Annotated in this window: 21 protein-coding genes and 1 tRNA gene; all 22 read left to right on the top strand. The window is 52.1% G+C overall.

Annotation, left to right across the window (positions count from 1 at the left end; all coding sequences use genetic code 11):
- Positions 1-172 precede the first annotated feature (172 nt).
- The 22 genes from CLV36_RS09050 to hisC all read left to right on the top strand — a co-directional run bounded on the left by CLV36_RS09050 (position 173) and on the right by hisC (position 17,596).
- Positions 173-448 carry an HU family DNA-binding protein gene (locus CLV36_RS09050; RefSeq protein ID WP_022738455.1) on the top strand — a complete coding sequence of 92 codons (276 nt, stop codon included), beginning with the start codon at positions 173-175 and terminating at the stop codon, positions 446-448.
- 156 nt (positions 449-604) lie between these two features.
- Complete coding sequence (gene folE / locus CLV36_RS09045; RefSeq protein WP_022738456.1) at positions 605-1,168, top strand: GTP cyclohydrolase I FolE; 564 nt, start codon at positions 605-607, stop codon at positions 1,166-1,168.
- Positions 1,169-1,246: 78 nt separating this feature from the next.
- Positions 1,247-1,323, top strand: a tRNA-Pro gene (locus CLV36_RS09040).
- A gap of 103 nt (positions 1,324-1,426) precedes the next feature.
- Positions 1,427-1,642 (top strand): trp RNA-binding attenuation protein MtrB, encoded by a 216-nt coding sequence (gene mtrB / locus CLV36_RS09035; RefSeq protein ID WP_022738457.1) that lies wholly within the window; start codon positions 1,427-1,429, stop codon positions 1,640-1,642.
- A gap of 57 nt (positions 1,643-1,699) precedes the next feature.
- Positions 1,700-1,858, top strand: coding sequence for a hypothetical protein (locus tag CLV36_RS17275; protein WP_022738459.1), 159 nt, complete (start codon positions 1,700-1,702; stop codon positions 1,856-1,858).
- 209 nt (positions 1,859-2,067) lie between these two features.
- Positions 2,068-2,787 carry a heptaprenyl diphosphate synthase component 1 gene (locus CLV36_RS09030; RefSeq protein ID WP_022738460.1) on the top strand — a complete coding sequence of 240 codons (720 nt, stop codon included), beginning with the start codon at positions 2,068-2,070 and terminating at the stop codon, positions 2,785-2,787.
- 34 nt (positions 2,788-2,821) lie between these two features.
- Complete coding sequence (locus CLV36_RS09025; protein ID WP_029072105.1) at positions 2,822-3,541, top strand: demethylmenaquinone methyltransferase; 720 nt, start codon at positions 2,822-2,824, stop codon at positions 3,539-3,541.
- Positions 3,542-3,567: 26 nt separating this feature from the next.
- Positions 3,568-4,437: a UbiA-like polyprenyltransferase gene (locus tag CLV36_RS09020; protein WP_022738463.1), complete on the top strand. Its 870-nt coding sequence runs from the start codon at positions 3,568-3,570 to the stop codon at positions 4,435-4,437.
- Positions 4,434-5,033 carry a UbiX family flavin prenyltransferase gene (locus tag CLV36_RS09015; protein WP_022738464.1) on the top strand — a complete coding sequence of 200 codons (600 nt, stop codon included), beginning with the start codon at positions 4,434-4,436 and terminating at the stop codon, positions 5,031-5,033. Before CLV36_RS09020 ends, CLV36_RS09015 begins: the two co-directional genes overlap by 4 nt.
- Positions 5,030-5,875, top strand: coding sequence for a menaquinone biosynthetic enzyme MqnA/MqnD family protein (locus tag CLV36_RS09010; RefSeq protein WP_022738466.1), 846 nt, complete (start codon positions 5,030-5,032; stop codon positions 5,873-5,875). Before CLV36_RS09015 ends, CLV36_RS09010 begins: the two co-directional genes overlap by 4 nt.
- A gap of 17 nt (positions 5,876-5,892) precedes the next feature.
- Positions 5,893-6,864: a polyprenyl synthetase family protein gene (locus tag CLV36_RS09005; RefSeq protein WP_106342455.1), complete on the top strand. Its 972-nt coding sequence runs from the start codon at positions 5,893-5,895 to the stop codon at positions 6,862-6,864.
- A gap of 99 nt (positions 6,865-6,963) precedes the next feature.
- Positions 6,964-7,407 carry a nucleoside-diphosphate kinase gene (ndk, locus tag CLV36_RS09000; protein WP_106342454.1) on the top strand — a complete coding sequence of 148 codons (444 nt, stop codon included), beginning with the start codon at positions 6,964-6,966 and terminating at the stop codon, positions 7,405-7,407.
- A 164-nt stretch (positions 7,408-7,571) separates the two neighbouring features.
- Positions 7,572-7,748: a hypothetical protein gene (locus CLV36_RS17270; RefSeq protein WP_022738470.1), complete on the top strand. Its 177-nt coding sequence runs from the start codon at positions 7,572-7,574 to the stop codon at positions 7,746-7,748.
- Positions 7,749-7,962: 214 nt separating this feature from the next.
- Positions 7,963-9,123: a chorismate synthase gene (gene aroC, locus CLV36_RS08995; protein WP_106342453.1), complete on the top strand. Its 1,161-nt coding sequence runs from the start codon at positions 7,963-7,965 to the stop codon at positions 9,121-9,123.
- Positions 9,123-10,217, top strand: coding sequence for a 3-dehydroquinate synthase (gene aroB, locus CLV36_RS08990; protein ID WP_106342452.1), 1,095 nt, complete (start codon positions 9,123-9,125; stop codon positions 10,215-10,217). Before aroC ends, aroB begins: the two co-directional genes overlap by 1 nt.
- 294 nt (positions 10,218-10,511) lie before the next feature.
- Positions 10,512-12,038 carry an anthranilate synthase component I gene (gene trpE / locus CLV36_RS08985; RefSeq protein WP_181352944.1) on the top strand — a complete coding sequence of 509 codons (1,527 nt, stop codon included), beginning with the start codon at positions 10,512-10,514 and terminating at the stop codon, positions 12,036-12,038.
- The gene (gene trpD / locus CLV36_RS08980) at positions 12,035-13,063 is read left to right on the top strand and encodes an anthranilate phosphoribosyltransferase (protein WP_102992283.1); all 1,029 of its coding nucleotides are present in this window, start codon (positions 12,035-12,037) and stop codon (positions 13,061-13,063) included. Before trpE ends, trpD begins: the two co-directional genes overlap by 4 nt.
- Positions 13,053-13,835, top strand: a complete 783-nt coding sequence (gene trpC, locus CLV36_RS08975; RefSeq protein ID WP_106342450.1) for an indole-3-glycerol phosphate synthase TrpC — start codon at positions 13,053-13,055, stop codon at positions 13,833-13,835. The genes trpD and trpC overlap by 11 nt, the downstream gene beginning before the upstream one ends.
- A complete protein-coding gene (locus CLV36_RS08970; RefSeq protein ID WP_106342449.1) occupies positions 13,832-14,515 on the top strand; it encodes a phosphoribosylanthranilate isomerase in 684 nt (227 codons plus the stop codon). Before trpC ends, CLV36_RS08970 begins: the two co-directional genes overlap by 4 nt.
- Positions 14,466-15,674 carry a tryptophan synthase subunit beta gene (gene trpB, locus CLV36_RS08965; RefSeq protein ID WP_106342509.1) on the top strand — a complete coding sequence of 403 codons (1,209 nt, stop codon included), beginning with the start codon at positions 14,466-14,468 and terminating at the stop codon, positions 15,672-15,674. Before CLV36_RS08970 ends, trpB begins: the two co-directional genes overlap by 50 nt.
- A complete protein-coding gene (gene trpA, locus CLV36_RS08960; RefSeq protein ID WP_106342448.1) occupies positions 15,671-16,468 on the top strand; it encodes a tryptophan synthase subunit alpha in 798 nt (265 codons plus the stop codon). The genes trpB and trpA overlap by 4 nt, the downstream gene beginning before the upstream one ends.
- Before the next feature lie 33 nt (positions 16,469-16,501).
- Positions 16,502-17,596, top strand: a complete 1,095-nt coding sequence (gene hisC, locus CLV36_RS08955; protein WP_106342447.1) for a histidinol-phosphate transaminase — start codon at positions 16,502-16,504, stop codon at positions 17,594-17,596.

The following is a 17,596-nucleotide window of genomic DNA, read 5'->3' as shown; positions in this document are numbered from 1 at the left end:
TGTTCCATCACAAGCGCTGAAAAAGCGCTTTTTTTGTTTCCAAACAGAGAAATCGCAAAGATTCTCTTGAACTTCCCATAAGTCTATATTAGTATAGGATTGTCCCGCGCAAAGAATCTTCTTTCGCGGATCGCTTAATGCGATAGCTGTGGATGTTTTAGGAGGTGCGGTTATGAATAAGACCGAACTAATCAATAAAGTGGCAGAAGCTACTGAAATGACGAAAAAAGACGCTGCAAAATCTGTGGAAGCTGTATTTGAAGCGATCACTGAAGCTCTGCGCACGGGTGACAAAGTGCAACTCATCGGCTTCGGTAACTTCGAAGTGCGTGAGCGTGCGGCTCGCAAAGGTCGCAACCCGCAAACAGGTGAAGAAATCGATATTCCTGCAACCAAAGCACCTGTTTTCAAACCAGGTAAGCAGCTGAAAGAAGAAGTGAACAAATAAGCAGGACGAAGTACATAAGGATGACCTGCTAAAAAGGCCTCTAAATCGAGGCCTTTTTCCTTTTTCTTTTTTCGCTTGGGGATTGTGATATAATATAGCTGTTTACAGTTGTTGAGAATATAACTAAGCAGATGTTATTTGGATGGAGGAACAGCAATGATCGATCATCGCAAAATTGAGGACGCGGTGCGCATGATTTTGGAAGCGATCGGCGAAGACCCAAACCGCGAAGGTTTATTAGATACACCGGCCCGTGTGGCACGCATGTATGCTGAAATTTTTTCGGGTTTGAACGAAGATCCCAAAGAGCATTTTTCAGTTGTGTTTGGAGAAGATCATGAAGAGCTGGTGCTTGTCAAAGACATCCCATTCTTCTCCACTTGTGAGCACCATTTGGTTCCTTTCTTCGGCAAAGCTCATGTGGGTTACATACCGCGTGGAGGGCGGGTCACAGGATTGAGCAAATTGGCGAGAGCGCTTGAAACGGTAGCCAGACGCCCACAATTGCAAGAGCGGATTACAGCTACGGTAGCAGATTCAATCATGGAAAAATTGGACCCGCACGGGGTGATCGTCGTCGTGGAAGCGGAGCATATGTGCATGACTATGCGGGGTGTGAAAAAACCGGGATCCAAAACGATCACATCGGCGGTACGCGGCGTGTTTGCTGAAGATTCGGCGGCCAGAGCAGAGGCGCTCAGCTTGATTGGATTAAAATAAAAAAAATAAAAAAGATCCTTGACACATATGCAAGCGTGCAATATACTAATACTTGTCGATGCGCAATCACATAGTTATCGGGCTATGGCGCAGCTTGGTAGCGCGCTTGCATGGGGCGCAAGAGGTCGTCAGTTCAAATCTGGCTAGCCCGACCATATAAAGACCCTTCCTCATGGAAGGGTCTTTTTTATTGCATCAAGCGCAAAGTTCCATGTTAAACTATCATGACGGATAGAATAGGAAGAGGAGGGATAAAGGATGAATGGATCCGCTGACTATATATTGATCAAGGCGAAAGAAAACGGTGTCAACGTCATCGGTCTTACCCGGGGGAAGGACACTCGTTTTCATCATTCAGAGAAACTGGATAAAGGCGAAGTCATGGTCGCGCAATTCACCGAACATACATCGGCTGTGAAGGTGCGTGGCAAGGCGACGATTATCACGCCTTTTGGCTCCGTGGATACGGACTAGGGAGCTTGTTTCTTCTCTTCCTTTTGCAAAGGTGATAAAGGGAGGGAGGAAGCGTGTATGCATGTTGTGCGGACGTTGGCGCTTCCGCGTGTCGGCCGCGTCGGTGGTGTGCTCCACTCGCGTTTTCGCACGCCCGATCGTTGGTTCAACCAGGACGACAATGTGCATCGACTGCGGTTGCTTGTCCACTTTCGAAAACCTCACTTGGAGCGCTGATCGAAGCAAAAAAACGGTCGCGTGTCGGCAAAGCCACCGCTGGGCGCCGGCGGGGCTTTGGTGCGAAAGGAGACTGGAAAAGTTGACCACAGTCAACGTTCAGCAAACAATTAGAGAATAGGGAAAACAATGGAAGCATCAATCCCAATTAAAAGTATGGTATACTATTCGCAGTGCCTGAACTCTATGGTTTTTGGGGGAACGTTTGCATGTCGTCCATACATAAAGAAGAATTGAACTGGATCATCGATGCGATTGACGGTTTGTCCACGCCTTCGTATCTGAAACAAATCATTGGGAGACCCACGATCCCTGTTTTTTTTGTGCGCGTTTTGCAATTGATGTTAAAATCGTTGCATGTGCCTGAAGAACGGGCGCGAATCTATGCAGTTGCGGTCACCTTGCTTGATATGGGGCAAGTGATGCATGATCGCGTCACGGTCGATTCGCAGCCCGAACCAGACGCGCATCGCAAACAGCAATTATACGTTCTGGCTGGAGATTATTTCAGCAGCATCTTTTACCAACAGCTGGCCAAACATCAAGAGACGGAGGGGCTAGCCTTTCTGTTGGAAGCGATTGGCCGAATGAACGAAAAGAAAATGACTTTTCACATGGCACAAGAAACGTTCGCTTCAAAGGTGGAAGAATGGGAGCAGATGCGGGAAATATCGGGTGGTCTTTTGGTGGCGCTAGCCGATTTTTTTCATGCGGATCAGCCCGAGCCAACGCCGTGGCGTGACATCGTGAAGGAATTGATGGTGCTCCGCCACATCAAGGACAGCGGCTACTTGTTTGATACGGAGGCCGAGGCCGCGTGGGTTCAAAGCGCTTCGCAACGCCTTAACGAGGCCACCGCCAAGCTGGAGGATGATCTCGTTAAAGATGAGCTCAACATTCTTATTAGAGAGGCAATGCCTTTCACTTGAAGCAATTGAGCGGTGAAAGGGAGTGGACAAGACCATGAGGGATAAGTCAGAGAAAGCGAAATTCGTTTTGCAGGTATTTGAAAGCATCGCCAAAGATTATGACCGCATGAACACCTTGTTGAGCTTTTATCAGCACAAGCGCTGGCGCAAGTTTGCCATGAAAAAAATGGCTGTGAAACCGGGCGACACGGCGATCGACGTCTGCTGCGGCACGGGGGATTGGACGATCTCGCTGGCGAACGCTTCGCAAACGGGTCGGGTGGTCGGCCTGGATTTTAGCGACAATATGTTGCAAGTGGCGGAGCGGAAATTGTCTGAAAAAGGGCTGAGGCAACAGGTTGAATTAGTGCGGGGAGATGCGATGCAATTGCCGTTTCCGGACAACAGCTTTGACCACGCTACCATCGGGTTCGCCCTTCGCAACGTGCCAGATGTGGTGCAGGTGCTCAAAGAGATGAAACGGGTTGTCAAACCGGGGGGACAAGTGGTATCACTGGAGTTGTCCAAACCGACATGGCCCCCGTTTCGCGCGTTGTATTACTTTTATTTTGAGCGCATCTTGCCGTGGTTGGGCAAGCTCTTCGCCAATCGGTATGAACAATACCGCTGGTTGCCGGAATCCTTGATCCATTTCCCTGACTATGAGGAGCTGGCGCGGATCATGAGGGAAGAAGTCGGGTTGGACGAAGTCGAGGTGTACCCGCTCACGGGTGGCATCACGGCGTTGCATGTCGGGCGAAAAGCCGGCCAATGAGAGATGAAACGAAGGAAGATGGTAGGATGAACTTGGTGCATAAGTTGAAAGTTGTATTAGAGATGATTAAGTTTGAACATACCATTTTTGCCCTGCCCTTCGCTTATATGGGAGCCGTTCTCGGCAGTTTGGAAGTGCGCGGGGTTCTTCCGAGTTGGGCGGAAATTGGTTGGATCACATTGGCGATGGTGGGCGCACGCAGTGCCGCAATGGCTTTGAACCGTTTGATTGACCGACATATCGACGCGAAAAACCCCCGCACCAAAAATCGGGCCATTCCAGCAGGGTTGGTTTCTGTCCCGTTTGTATGGGGGTTTGTCGTCGTTTCATTCGCTATGTTGTTTGTGGCCGCATTCCAATTAAATATGCTGGCGGTCAAATGTTTGCCGTTGGCTGTGTTTTTTCTGATGTTTTATTCATACACCAAGCGCTTCACTTGGACATGCCACTTTTTCTGCGGCCTGTCGAGCGCATTGGGGGCCATCGGTGGCTGGGTAGCGACGACAGCGCAAATCGATGTGACATCAATTGTCCTATATCTCACTGTGGCGTTGTGGATTGGTGGATTTGATGTAATTTACGCTTGTCAAGATGTAAAGTTTGACCGAGAGGAGCGGCTGTTCTCCATTCCCGCTAGATTTGGCATCGCGCCTGCGTTGTGGATTTCGGGATTGATGCACGTGTGCACTGCTGTGGGCTTGATAGCGCTCGTCTACATGACTTCGCTCGGCGCGTGGTATACGGTGGGGGCGTTGATTGCTATCGCCATTTTGGTGTATGAGCATGCCATTGTGAAGCCGAATGATTTGTCTCGCTTAAATACCGCTTTCTTCACCATGAACGGTGTGTTGAGCGTGTTGATTTTTGTATTTACGATGTTGGATGTGTTTTTATGAGTCACAAACGCCTGATTTTGGGGATGACCGGAGCAAGCGGCGCCCCGTATGGATTATGCATCTTAGAGGAATGTTTAAGGCAGGGGCATACTGTGCATCTCGTCGTATCCGAAGCGGGATGGCGGGTGTTGATGGAAGAGCATGGATGGGAAGTGCAGGAGCGGGAACGTTGTTTCACCAAACGGTACGGACACCTGCCAGGCACACTCGTCTACCATCCATTGAAGGATATTGGCGCGACGATCGCTTCCGGTTCCTTCCAGACAGACGGCATGATTGTCGCCCCTTGTTCCATGGCGTCATTGGCCAAGCTGGCTCACGGCCTGTCTACCAATTTGTTGGAACGGGCCGCAGATGTCATGATTAAGGAAAACAAGCCGCTCATCATCGTTCCGCGAGAGACGCCGCTGTCTTCAATCCATTTGGAAAACATGCTCAAACTATCACGATGCGGTGTTTCAATCGTGCCAGCGATGCCCGCATTTTATCACCAGCCGTCCTCCATCGAGGAAATGGTGCGGTTTGTGGCCGGAAAAGTGCTTGATCTGCTTAAGATTGACCATCAATTGTATCAACGTTGGGAGGGTGGACGATGAAACCGATCCGAATCGGAAGGATCGCATTCACCAATATCTTGCCGATCTATCAATATTTTGATGATCAGGGGCTTGATGTGGAGTGGATCCGCCAGGTGCCCAGTTTGCTTAACCGCGATATGGCGGCGGGAAACATCGACATGAGCCCTATCTCGGCATTTGCTTATGCCGAACATGCTGACGAGTATGTTTTGATGCCCGATTTGTCGATTAGTGCGATGGGCCCTGTGGGCTCCATTTTTCTGTTCACCAAAGGAGATCAACTTCACGACTTGGACGGGAAAACCATTGCATTAACCAATACGTCGGCTTCTTCCGTGGCGCTTTTGAAAATCGTCCTGGAGAAATTTGCGGGGGTCCGTCCAAATTATGTCACCATGGCCCCATCGTTGGAAGAAATGATGAACGTAGCCGACGCGGCTTTGTTGATCGGCGACGATGCGGTGAAAGGCAAATGGAACGGTTCGGCATACCGGATGTATGATTTGGGCGAAGAGTGGATGAAGCAGACGGGGTTGAGCATGACTTACGCCGTCTGGGCGGTAAGGCGTGCCATCGCTGAATCGCGCCGAAGCGATTTGGAAGAGATTTACCTGCGTTTCATGCAAGCCAAAGCGGAAGGGCGGAAGAACTTAACTCCCGCGATCGAGGAGGCCATGCGCCAATTGGGAGGCGATGCGGCTTTCTGGAAAGCATATTTTGAGGGCCTTTGTTACGATTTTGGCGAAAAGGAAAAGCGGGGACTGCAAACCTATTTCCGCTATGCTGCAGACTTGGGACTGTTGCCATCCAATGTGGAAATCCACATGCTGGATTTACCAGCGAGTCTAGGCATGCGCTGATCAGGGTGAAGTGGATAATGAATCTACAAGAAATATATGAAGAGAAAAAAAGGGAGTTAGCACAGATCGAGCGAGCGCTGGCCTGTGCCATCCACACCGATCACGACATGTTGCGCAAGACCTCTAACCACCTGTTGGAAGCGGGGGGGAAACGGATGCGCCCCGTCTTTGTGTTGCTGGCCGGTTCGTTCGGTTCCTATGAATTTGAGCAGTTGCAAAAAGTGGCCGTAGCATTGGAATTGATCCACATGGCCACCCTCGTGCATGACGATGTGATCGACAATGCGGAGACCCGTCGCGGCCGTAAAACGGTCAAGGAAGAATGGGACAATCGGGTTGCCATGTATACTGGTGACTACATTTTGGCCTGTGCATTGAAGGAACTGACGGCTCTGGGGGAGTATCCCGTGCAGGAAAGATTGGCAACTGCCATGGTCCGCATGTGCTTGGGAGAGATTGCGCAAATCGAGGATCTATTCAGCGAAGAGTTGAGTTTGAAAAAGTATTTGCACCGGATCAAAAGAAAGACGGCTTTGCTTATGGCAACCAGCTGCCAACTGGGAGCGATGGTCTCTGATGTTCCCCCTGCTTTGGAACGGGCCGTTACGGCTTACGGTTATTACGTGGGAATGGCTTTTCAGTTGACAGATGATGTGCTTGATTTCATGGGGGATGAGAAAACGTTGGGTAAGCCAGCCGGAAGCGATCTGGAGCAAGGCAATGTGACATTGCCGGTCATCTATGCGCTGAACCAAGGCTCAGAGGAAGTCAGGCAGGCGATTCTCACTTACCTGCGTTCCAAAGGGGACTCGGGATCGCTTAAAGAGATTCTCGATATGATTCGGACCAGTGGTGGGATTGAATATACCATGGACTTGTCGCGCAGGTATATGGACAAAGCTTTCAGCTGTCTGGAAAAATTGCCCGCCACGGCTGAACGGGAATCTCTCCAAATGATTGCGGAATTCATTTTGCGCCGTTCCTATTGAGGCATGGGGATGGTTGCGTTTACAACCCATTCCTGTTACAATTTTCATGCACCAATCGGTGTGATCTGATACATAGCATGAAGTGGAGGAACAACGGGTATGGAGAAAACGTTTATCATGGTGAAGCCTGACGGAGTGCAACGTGGGCTAATTGGTGAAATTGTCGCTCGATTTGAGAAAAAAGGTTTTCAGTTAGTCGGTGCTAAATTGATGACCGTTTCCCGTGAATTGGCTGAAGAGCATTACGCTGAACATAAAGAGAGACCGTTCTTTGGAGAACTGGTTGATTTTATCACATCCGGCCCTGTGTTCGCGATGGTGTGGCAAGGGAACAACGTGATTGCTACTGCCCGTCAAATGATGGGCAAAACCAATCCTGCTGATGCTCTGCCGGGAACCATTCGCGGTGATTATGGCGTGAATGTTGCGATGAACATCGTGCATGGCTCCGATTCCCCCACAAGCGCAGAGCGGGAAATCGCGCTGTGGTTCAATGAAGCAGAATTGAACGAATACGAAAAAACGATCAATCGCTGGATCTAATGTTCCTCGACATGAGGCGCGGCCGATAGGCCGCGCTTTTGTTTGTTATCGGTGTGCCGATCTCTCTCAAATGCGGTGGGTGCGGTTGAAATAATGGAAAATACCGTCTATTTCCCTAAGGTTTTGTCCAGACTGGATGTTAACTTAGAAAAGGGGGAATTCAGATGGATATTCCACTCAGCGTAGATGAAGTGGCGGCCAAAATCAGGCAAATGGCAGAAAACGGCCAGCCGCTCGGAAAAAAGAAGGTGAAGCAAGCCGATCCCGACTTGATGCAAAGCGCGCTTTATTATTACCCAAGTTGGGAGCATGCCGTTCGGCAAAGCGTGGGCGGCGAGTGAGCAATAGGTGCTCATCATGCCACAACAAGGCACCCGGCGAGTGATGGTGGAGAAAACAGGCTCGTCCGGATCTTACAATCACCCAGTTCCATGTGGAACCGGGTGATTTTTATTAAATCTTATTTTTAACTGATCGAAACTGTGGTATGATTACTAACAAATTTTTTATTGTTTGTTTAATGTGTGAGCTTAGATTAGGAGAGGACGATGAGAGATGAGGTATTTAACGGCGGGAGAGTCACACGGCCCTCAATTGACATTGATTGTGGAAGGCTTACCAAGCCATGTTCCTTTTGACAAAAAGAAAATAGACCATCAACTGGCGCGCCGCCAAAAAGGATATGGCCGCGGGCGTCGGATGCAGATTGAGAAAGACCAGGTGCAAATTTTATCCGGCGTTCGTTTCGGTGAGACGACAGGCGCCCCAGTGGCGTTGGTGGTTGAGAATAAAGACTGGACCCATTGGAAGAAAGTGATGAGCATCGACCCCCTTCCAGAAGAAGCAGAAAAACGCCGAATCTCGCGGCCCCGTCCCGGGCATGCCGATTTAAACGGTGCGATCAAATATGATCACCGTGATATGCGTGACGTGCTTGAACGTTCCAGCGCGCGGGAGACGACGATGAGAGTGGCTGCAGGTGCCGTGGCGCGGTTGATCTTGGAAGCGTGCGATATCCGTGTGGGCGGCCATGTGCTACGCATTGGTAGCGTCGAAGCGAAGCGTTTGGATTTTCCGTGGGAAGAGTGGACTGCGCGTGCAGAGGAATCCCCCGTGCGCTGTTTGGATCCAGATGCTGAACAACAGATGATGGCACTCATTGACCAAGCCAAAAAAGAGGGCGATTCCCTTGGAGGCATCGTGGAGGTCATCGTGGAAGGCGTCCCGGTGGGGCTAGGTAGCCACGTGCATTGGGATCGCAAATTGGACGCGCGCATTGCGCAAGCGATTGTGAGTATCAACGCCTTTAAGGGGGTTGAGTTCGGTATTGGCTTTGAGGCGGCCCGCCGCCCAGGCTCCGAAGTACATGACGAAATCGAATGGTCGGAAGCGACCGGTTTCACTCGCCGCACCAATCGATTGGGCGGCTTTGAAGGCGGGATGACCACAGGAGAGCCGATTGTCGTTCGCGGGGTGATGAAGCCCATTCCCACCCTATACAAGCCGCTGAATAGTGTGGATATCGATAGCAAAGAGCCTTTCGCCGCTAGCATTGAGCGGTCGGACAGCTGTGCTGTTCCGGCGGCGTGTGTCGTGGCGGAAAATGTCGTGGCGTGGGAAATTGCCTGTGCGCTACTTGAGAAGTTTCCAGCCGATACATTGAATGAGTTGAAAGAACAACTGAATCGTTACCGTGAAAGGGTGTTGAGATTCTGATGCGCACTTTGACGGTGAACACGTCTAATCAGTGTTACCCCATTCATATCGGCCGTGGCACCTACCAGATGTTGCCTCGCCTAATGAAGGAAGTGGGTGTAGAAAAGGATCGCAAGCTGATGGTGATCACCGATAGCTCTGTCGCTCCCTTGTATGGCCAATCGCTCCAAGCGTCATTGCGTGCGGAAGGGTATCAGGTGGGGATGACGGTTTTTCCCGCCGGCGAAGAGAGCAAAAACTTAAGCGTGGTTGAGCGAGTGATTGGTGATTGCTTGCAGTTCGGCCTTGACCGCAGTAGCGTTGTGCTGGCTTTGGGAGGCGGTGTGGTGGGGGATTTGGCCGGGTTTGTTGCGGCCACCTATATGCGGGGCATCCCTTTCATCCAGTTGCCGACCACCTTGTTGGCGCATGACAGTAGCGTGGGAGGGAAAGTAGGCGTCAATCATGCGTTGGGTAAGAATTATATCGGAGCATTTCACCAACCGCTGATGGTCGTTTTTGATGTCGATGTGTTGCGCTCGTTGCCAGCGCGCCAAGTGCATTCCGGACTGGCGGAAGTGGCGAAGCACGCACTGATCTGGGATGTCTCCTTTGTGGAGTGGTTGGAAGCCCATGCCGAGGAATTGCTTGCGCTGTCCCCCGAGCGTCTGACGGAAGCAATTTTTCGCGGTTGCGAGGTGAAATCCGCCGTTGTGTCGCAGGATGAGAAAGAATTGGGCATCCGTTCGATCCTCAATTATGGACATACCATCGGCCATGCGTTGGAGGCGGTTTCGGGGTATCGTGTGTACACTCACGGTGAAGCGGTAGCGATCGGCATGGCTGGCGCGTCGCGATTGAGCGCCCGTTTGCTGGGCGCACCGGGCGAATTGGTCGATCGGACGGAACAGTTGCTCCGCCGCTTGCGCTTGCCGATCCGGTATGCGGAAAATTGGCCGTTGCCTGCGCTGTTAGAGGCGATGAAAAAGGATAAGAAAGCGCGCGGTGGCCAGTATACTTTTGTTTTGTCGCGCAAGTTGGGACAGGTAGAGACGGTGCGTGGAATCGAGGAAGCCGAAATCGTTCAAACATTGAAGGAGATTTCTACGCAGTAAATGAAAAAAGGACGGGCCGTTCATCAAAGAGGCCCGTCCTTTTTTTCGACGTGGGTTGACATTCTGTGGGAACTCGGATAAAGTCTTGATAAGATCAGTTAGTTTGAGTGGATTGATGAGTTAGTTGAGAGCAGAGTTGAGTGGAGAATAGGATATAGCGTAGTTGAGCTGAGCCAGATGATGAAGAATATGATGACTTCAGTCAGAGCTCGCGTGCTTTGGCTTTTTTATTTGTGTTACACCCCCTCTATATCCTTTTCTCCCTTCTCATCATCGAGAAGGAGGGAGCCATCCATGATTTACCCCACGTATGAAGAATGCCAATCTTTTTCTTCTTCTTATTCTTTTATTCCCATATGCAAGACCGTAGTAGCTGATACGGAGACGCCGATCCGGTTGTTTGAACGGGTGAAAGATGACCCTTACGCTTTTTTGTTGGAAAGTGTGGAAGGCGGCGAACGGTGGGCGCGTTACTCCATGATTGGAGCCGAGCCGATGTGTGTGTTGAAATGCAAAGGCAATCAGGTAGTGATAGAAGATGAGCAAGGGCGCCGCACCCTGGACATCACGCATCCGATGCAGTTTTTAAAGGAGTGGTTCAGTCAATTCCAAGCTCCGAAATATGCCCATCTTCCCCCGTTTCTTGGCGGCGCGGTGGGTTATGTCGGATATGAGGCTGTTCGGTTTATTGAACCAACTCGCCCGATCACTCATCCAACCGCAGAGACGCGACATTATGATTTTCATCTTATGGTTGCGGATCGGTTGATCATTTTTGATCACCTGAAGCAGACCGTCACTTTTGTGCAACATCTGGCACTGACTGACGGCGCGCTGGCAGAGGTTCCGCTGTCGGAGCGTTACCGGCGGGCGGTTGAAGAGTTGGAAACTTGGTGTGTAGAGATGTTGCAAGGGCATGCAGGCGGGGAGTTATCTTTTAAGCATGTCCTATCGCCTGATTCCCAATCGAGCGAAGAATTTGCCAATATCGGCAAGGAAGAATACATGGAGCTGGTGAGGCAAGCACAAGAGCACATCCGGGAGGGAGACATTTTCCAAGTGGTGCTGTCCCGAAAATTTATCCAGCCCCACGCGCCAGATCCGTTCCGCGTCTACCGCATTCTGCGGGTGCTCAATCCCTCTCCTTATATGTACTATCTGCGGTTGGGGGAGGAACAGGTGGTAGGGACTTCCCCTGAACGCATCATCCGTGTGACCGACCGTCTGGCGGAAATCTGCCCTATCGCTGGAACACGTCCACGTGGCCGGCACGAACGTGAGGATCAGGAGCTAATGGACGAGTTGCTCAACGATGAAAAAGAAATTGCCGAGCATGTAATGTTGCTTGATTTGGGCCGCAATGATTTGGGTCGTGTGGCGGAATATGGTGCTGTGCGCGTCCGGGAGCGGATGGTCATCGAGAAATATTCCCATGTTATGCATCTGGTTTCTCATCTGGAGGCGACTCTGAAAGAAGGAGTACACGCACTGGAAGCTTTTCAAGCTTGTTTCCCTGCGGGGACGTTGTCTGGGGCGCCCAAAATCAGGGCCATGGAGCTGATTCGTCAGTTTGAGCCTGAACCCCGCGGCATCTATGGCGGAGCGATTTTGTACTTGAGCTTTACAGGTAATCTTGATTCGTGTATCGCTATCCGTACCATTCATTTTCAGAATCAGTGCGCCACTGTGCAAGCGGGTGCGGGCATTGTGGCCGATTCAAACCCGGTCGGCGAATACTTGGAAACATCGCACAAAGCCAAGGGAATGTTGACGGCGTTGGCCATGGCTAAACAGAGCGAATCCATGGAGGGGTTGAGATGATCGCGAACTTGGTGAAAAAAGTCGTTGCAGGGGAGCATTTGACAGCGGCAGAAGCGAGACAGGCGATGGAATGTATGATGGAGGGAAACGCAACGCCGGTTCAAATCGCCAGCTTGCTCACCTCGTTGCGGATGAAAGGAGAAACAGAGGACGAACTTCTTGGATTTGCGCAAGCAATGCGTTCCCTGGCGGTGCCCCTGCCGTTGCGGTTTGCTGATGCGGTGGATACCTGCGGCACAGGAGGCTCTGGCAGAAAGGCTTTCAATATTTCAACGGCCGCGGCCTTTGTCGTGGCCGCAGGCGGGGTTCCGGTAGTAAAACACGGAAACCGGGCCGCCTCGAGTCAGAGCGGGAGCGCCGATGTACTGGAAGCGTTGGGGGTGCAGATCCGACTCGCACCGGAGGAAGCCAACCGACTGCTAGAACAGACGGGCTTGTCATTTTTGTTCGCACAATTGTATCATCCGGCGATGAAACATGTGATGCCAACTCGCAAGCAATTGGGATTTCGTACGTTTTTTAATCTCTTAGGCCCTTTGTGCAATCCGGCTGGTGTGAAGGTGCAGTTGGTTGGCGTGTATGATGCGGATTTGACGGAGCCAGTCGCTTATGTGTTGCAACGGTTGGGTATCAAGCGCGCCATGGTTGTGGCTGGATTGGATGGCATGGATGAACTGACCAATGCGGCGGAAACGAAAGTGAGCGAATTAAAGGACGGGCGCGTGACGACTTATGAGGTTTCACCAGAAGCATTAGGCTTGGAGCGAGTGGCGCGCGAAACTTTAAGCGGGGGCACGCCGGACGAGAATGCGACGTTGATACGAGGCATTTTTGACGGGCGGATTACAGGCGGACCGCGCGATATCGTGGCCTTGAACGCGGGTGCAGCCTTATACTTGGCAGGCAAAGCCCCCACACTGTCTGAGGGAGTCAAAGAAGCGCTGTGGATCATCCGTTCCGGGGCAGCTTGCCGCAAGCTGGCAGAAGTGATTCGCTTGTCAAAGGAGGTCGCCCATGTTTCTTGAGAAGATTCTCACCCAAAAGCGGTTGGAACTGACACAGTTAACCCAGAGCTATACGGAAGAGAGTTGGGAACGGGCGGAGCGAATGCCGAAGGGGGTTTCTTTGGCGGAACGTTTGTGTGCCGAAAAGGAATTGGGGGTGATCGCCGAGATCAAACCGGCATCTCCGTCCAAAGGAATTATTCGTGAACGGGTGGACCCAGTTCCGATCGCCACCGCTTATGAGGAAGGCGGAGCCAACGCTATTTCCGTGTTGACGGACGCCGTTTTTTTCAAAGGCTCTACCGCCAACTTGGTGAAAGTGAAAGAACGAGTTGCATTGCCCGTCTTGCGCAAAGATTTTATCATTGATCCGCTCCAAGTCTTGGAGAGTAAGTTGATCGGCGCCGACGCCATCTTGTTGATCGTGGCCGCGCTTGACAGGAAGCGGCTACAGCTACTTAGTGATACGGCTCACCGCTTGGGTATGGAAGTGTTGGTAGAAATCCACGATGAACGTGAGATCGATGATGCACTCGCTTGCCAAGCGGATGTGATCGGCATCAATAACCGCAATCTAGAGACCTTTGAGACGGACTTGGCCGTGACAGAGCGATTGCGGCCGCTCTTGCCGACCCACCTTCCCGTCATCGGCGAAAGCGGCATCCATGCGCCAAAAGATGCCAAACGGATGCGCGAAGCGGGCGTTAAAGGAATTTTGGTGGGTGAATACCTGATGCGTCAAGCCGATCCAGCGCGAGCGCTTTCAGGGTTGAAGCGGGCGGGGTCGGCATGACGGGAATCAAGTTGTGCGGGTTTCAAACGGTGGAAGACGTGCGTATGGCAACCAGGCTCCCTATCGAGTCGATCGGATTCGTCATGGTCCCCGGCCGGCGGCGGACGGTTTCCCTCGACCATTTGCCGGAAATGCTGTCAGCCGTGCCGGCAGGCTTAAAAAAGGTGGCTGTGTTGAAAGATGCCTCTCTGGTAGATGCCGTAGCATGGCAAACCCGTTATTCGTTTGATGTGTTGCAGTTGCATGGAACCGAGTCTCCTGCTTATTGCGAAACATTGAAAAAGATGGTTGGGGTCAGTCTCTGCAAGGTGTTTGACGCCTCAGCGCGACCGGTATCAGAAGCAGGACTGTCGGAATATGCGCCATGGATTGACCGCATCCTGTTAGATTCGGCCCAAGGGGGCTCTGGAAAATCATTCGATTGGACAGGAATTCCCCAGTGGCAGAAAGCGGCAAAAGCGTATGGTCTCCCTGTGTGGGTGGCTGGGGGATTGCATCCTGACAATGTAGGTGCCTTGATCAGGAGATACGGCCCAGATGGGGTGGATGTGTCCAGCGGCATTGAGACGGATGGCCGCAAAGACGGCCTGTTGATAAACCGATTTGTGGAAAGGGTGATGGCGAGTGGTGATGAGGAAGAGCGCGGCGGAGGAACGGAGGGCGTCTTGGAGATACGGTGAGTTCGGGGGGCGATTTGTGCCGGAGACAACGATGATGGCCTTAGCGGAACTTGAGCAAGGATTTGCAGAAGCGGTGCGTGACGAGGGATTTATTATGGAATACAAGAACTTGTTGCGACATTATTCAGGGCGGCCAACTGCCTTGACGTTCGCCTCTCGCCTGACGGAGGAGATCGGCGGAGCCAAAATCTACTTGAAACGGGAAGATTTGAACCACACGGGAGCTCACAAAATCAATAATGCCTTAGGGCAAGCTTTGCTGGCCAAGCGGATGGGAAAACGAAAAGTGATCGCCGAAACCGGCGCGGGCCAACATGGCGTGGCAACAGCGACTGCCGCCGCCCTGCTGGGACTGGCGTGTGAAGTGTATATGGGTGAGGAGGATGTCCGTCGTCAACAGCTGAACGTGTTTCGCATGGAGCTGTTGGGAGCGAAAGTGATTCCAGTCACGTCCGGCACACGCACCCTCAAAGATGCCACCAATGAAGCGTTGCGCCGTTGGGTGGCGGAGGTGGACAGCACCTTTTACTTATTGGGTTCTGCTGTGGGGCCTCACCCCTATCCGGCGATGGTGAAGTTCTTCCAGCGCGTCATCGGTGATGAGGCTAGGCAACAAATGTTAGAGCGGGAAGGAAAGTTGCCGGAAGATGTAGTGGCGTGCGTGGGCGGCGGTAGCAATGCGATTGGCATGTTCGCCGCTTTCTTGGATGAGTGGAAGGTGAAATTACATGGCGTGGAGGCTGCCGGTCAAGGCATTGGAACCGATCGCCATGCGGCATCTTTGACCAAAGGCAGACCGGGAGTGTTGCATGGCATGTACAGTTATTTTTTGCAGGATGAAGCGGGGCGCATCTTGCCTGCTCACTCCATTTCCGCCGGATTGGATTACCCTGGTGTAGGGCCGGAGCATGCATTTCTGAAAAACAGTGGCCGGGTGCGTTATACGTCGGCGACAGACGCAGAAGCGATTGAAGCGGTGCGGCTTCTCTGCCGGACGGAAGGGATTTTGCCGGCACTCGAATCGGCCCATGCCATCTCGGAAGGGGTCAAGTTGGCCAACATGCGGCGCAAAGGGGAAATTGTGTTGATATGTCTGTCCGGACGCGGCGATAAAGATGTGGAAACCATACGCCAAGCGATGGAGGTGGAGCGAGGATGACGGCGTTGGATGTGAGATTGCGGCAAGCAGAGCAATATTTCATTCCTTTTATCATGGCGGGAGATCCCTCATTGGAGGTGACCAAGCGAATTCTTCGTTTGCTGCAGGAAGAAGGGGCGGCGGCGATCGAGCTGGGCGTTCCGTTTTCCGATCCGATGGCGGATGGGCCGGTGATCCAAACGGCGTCCGAACGAGCGCTTGAAAATGGCGTCACGCTCAAAGACGTGTTGCGATTGGGCGAAGAGTTGCATGCAGAAGGCTTTCACACTCCCCTGATCTTGTTCACTTACTTTAATCCCGTGTTGCACCATGGGTTGGAGGCATTGGTGGAAGATGCGAAAGCAAGCGGATTCGCAGGATTGATCGTGCCTGATCTGCCCCATGAAGAAAGCGCACCGCTCAGGCGAATTGGCAATCGATGCGCTTTTCCCATCATTCCGCTGGTGACGCCGACATCAAAAGAACGGATCGAGCAGATTGTGGCTGAGGCGGAAGGCTTTGTGTATTGCGTGTCTTCATTGGGTACAACAGGCATGAGGCAGTATTTCGCCGATGATGTAGAAGCGTTTTTGGATACGGTGCGAGCGGCGAGCCCCGTACCAACGGCGGTGGGGTTTGGTATCTCCACCGGAGCGCATGTGCGTCGTTTTCGCCGTCATGCCGACGCCGTTGTGGTGGGGAGCGCGCTGGTTGGGAAAATAGAGGAATGCCGTTCCGATTTGCTTGATCCGAACCGAATCGACCATGCGCTGGCCTCCCTCACACGATTTGTCAGACAGTTGAAATCAGAGTAAGATAAGTGGAAAAGGGATGAGAGGAGCATAGATATGCAACCAAAAGCATCGGTGAGGGGCCTTCCCTTGTACAAGCCTGGCAAGTCGCTAGAAGAGGTCAAGCGGGAGTTGGGGCTGGAAGATGTGATCAAGCTCGCTTCCAACGAAAATCCGTTTGGATGCTCTCCGCGGGTGTGGAAAGCCTTGGAGGAAATCAAAGGGGAATTTCAATATTATCCCGAAGGAGCCGCTCCGGAACTGCGGGAGAAGCTGGCGGAGCATTTGGAAGTGGATCCGCGCCGCTTGATTTTTGGCAACGGCTCTGATGAAATCGTACAAATGCTTGCCCGGACATATCTTGAACCGGGGGCTGAGTCGGTGATGGCTGATTTCACCTTTCCCCGTTATGACACGGTGACGCGCATCGAAGGAGGGGTTCCCGTCGTTGTGCCGCTACGAGAAGGTGTGCACGATTTGGAGGGTATGCTCGCGGCGATTACCGAGAAGACGCGGCTCGTCTGGATCTGCAATCCTAACAATCCGACAGGCACGATTGTCGGCCAGGATCTGCTAAGTGATTTTCTGGATCGGATTCCGCCGCATGTGTTGGTGGTCTTGGATGAAGCTTACTATGAATATGTGACGGATTCGACTTATCCCGACTCTATTTCTCTGTTGGATTACAATCCGCAAATCATCATATTGCGCACGTTTTCCAAAATATACGGGCTTGCCGCCTTCCGGGTCGGTTATGGCATCGCCCATCCCGATGTCATCGCAGAACTCGAACGGGTGCGTGAGCCGTTCAACGTGAATCGCTTGGCGCAAAAAGCCGCGGCGGCGGCTGTGGAAGATGAGGCATTTGTCTTGTACTGCCGCAACCAAAACCGGATGGGTATCAAACAGATGACTGAGAAGTTTGATGAGTGGGGCCTTTCTTATTTCCCGGCCCACGGCAACTTCATTTTGGTCGATACGGGGCACCCCGCTGACGAAGTGTTTCAGCATTTGTTGCACCGCGGTGTGATCGTCCGCTCCGGAGTGCACTTGGGCTTCCCCGAACACATCCGCGTAACAGTCGGAAAAAAGGAACAGAATGAACGTTTCTTGGAAGAGTTACACGCATTTTTACAGAAGAGAGGGAAGTGA

The organism is Laceyella sediminis (assembly GCF_003003125.1).
Classification (GTDB): Bacteria; Bacillota; Bacilli; order Thermoactinomycetales; family Thermoactinomycetaceae; genus Laceyella; species Laceyella tengchongensis.
This window is presented reverse-complemented; position numbering and strand designations above follow the sequence as displayed.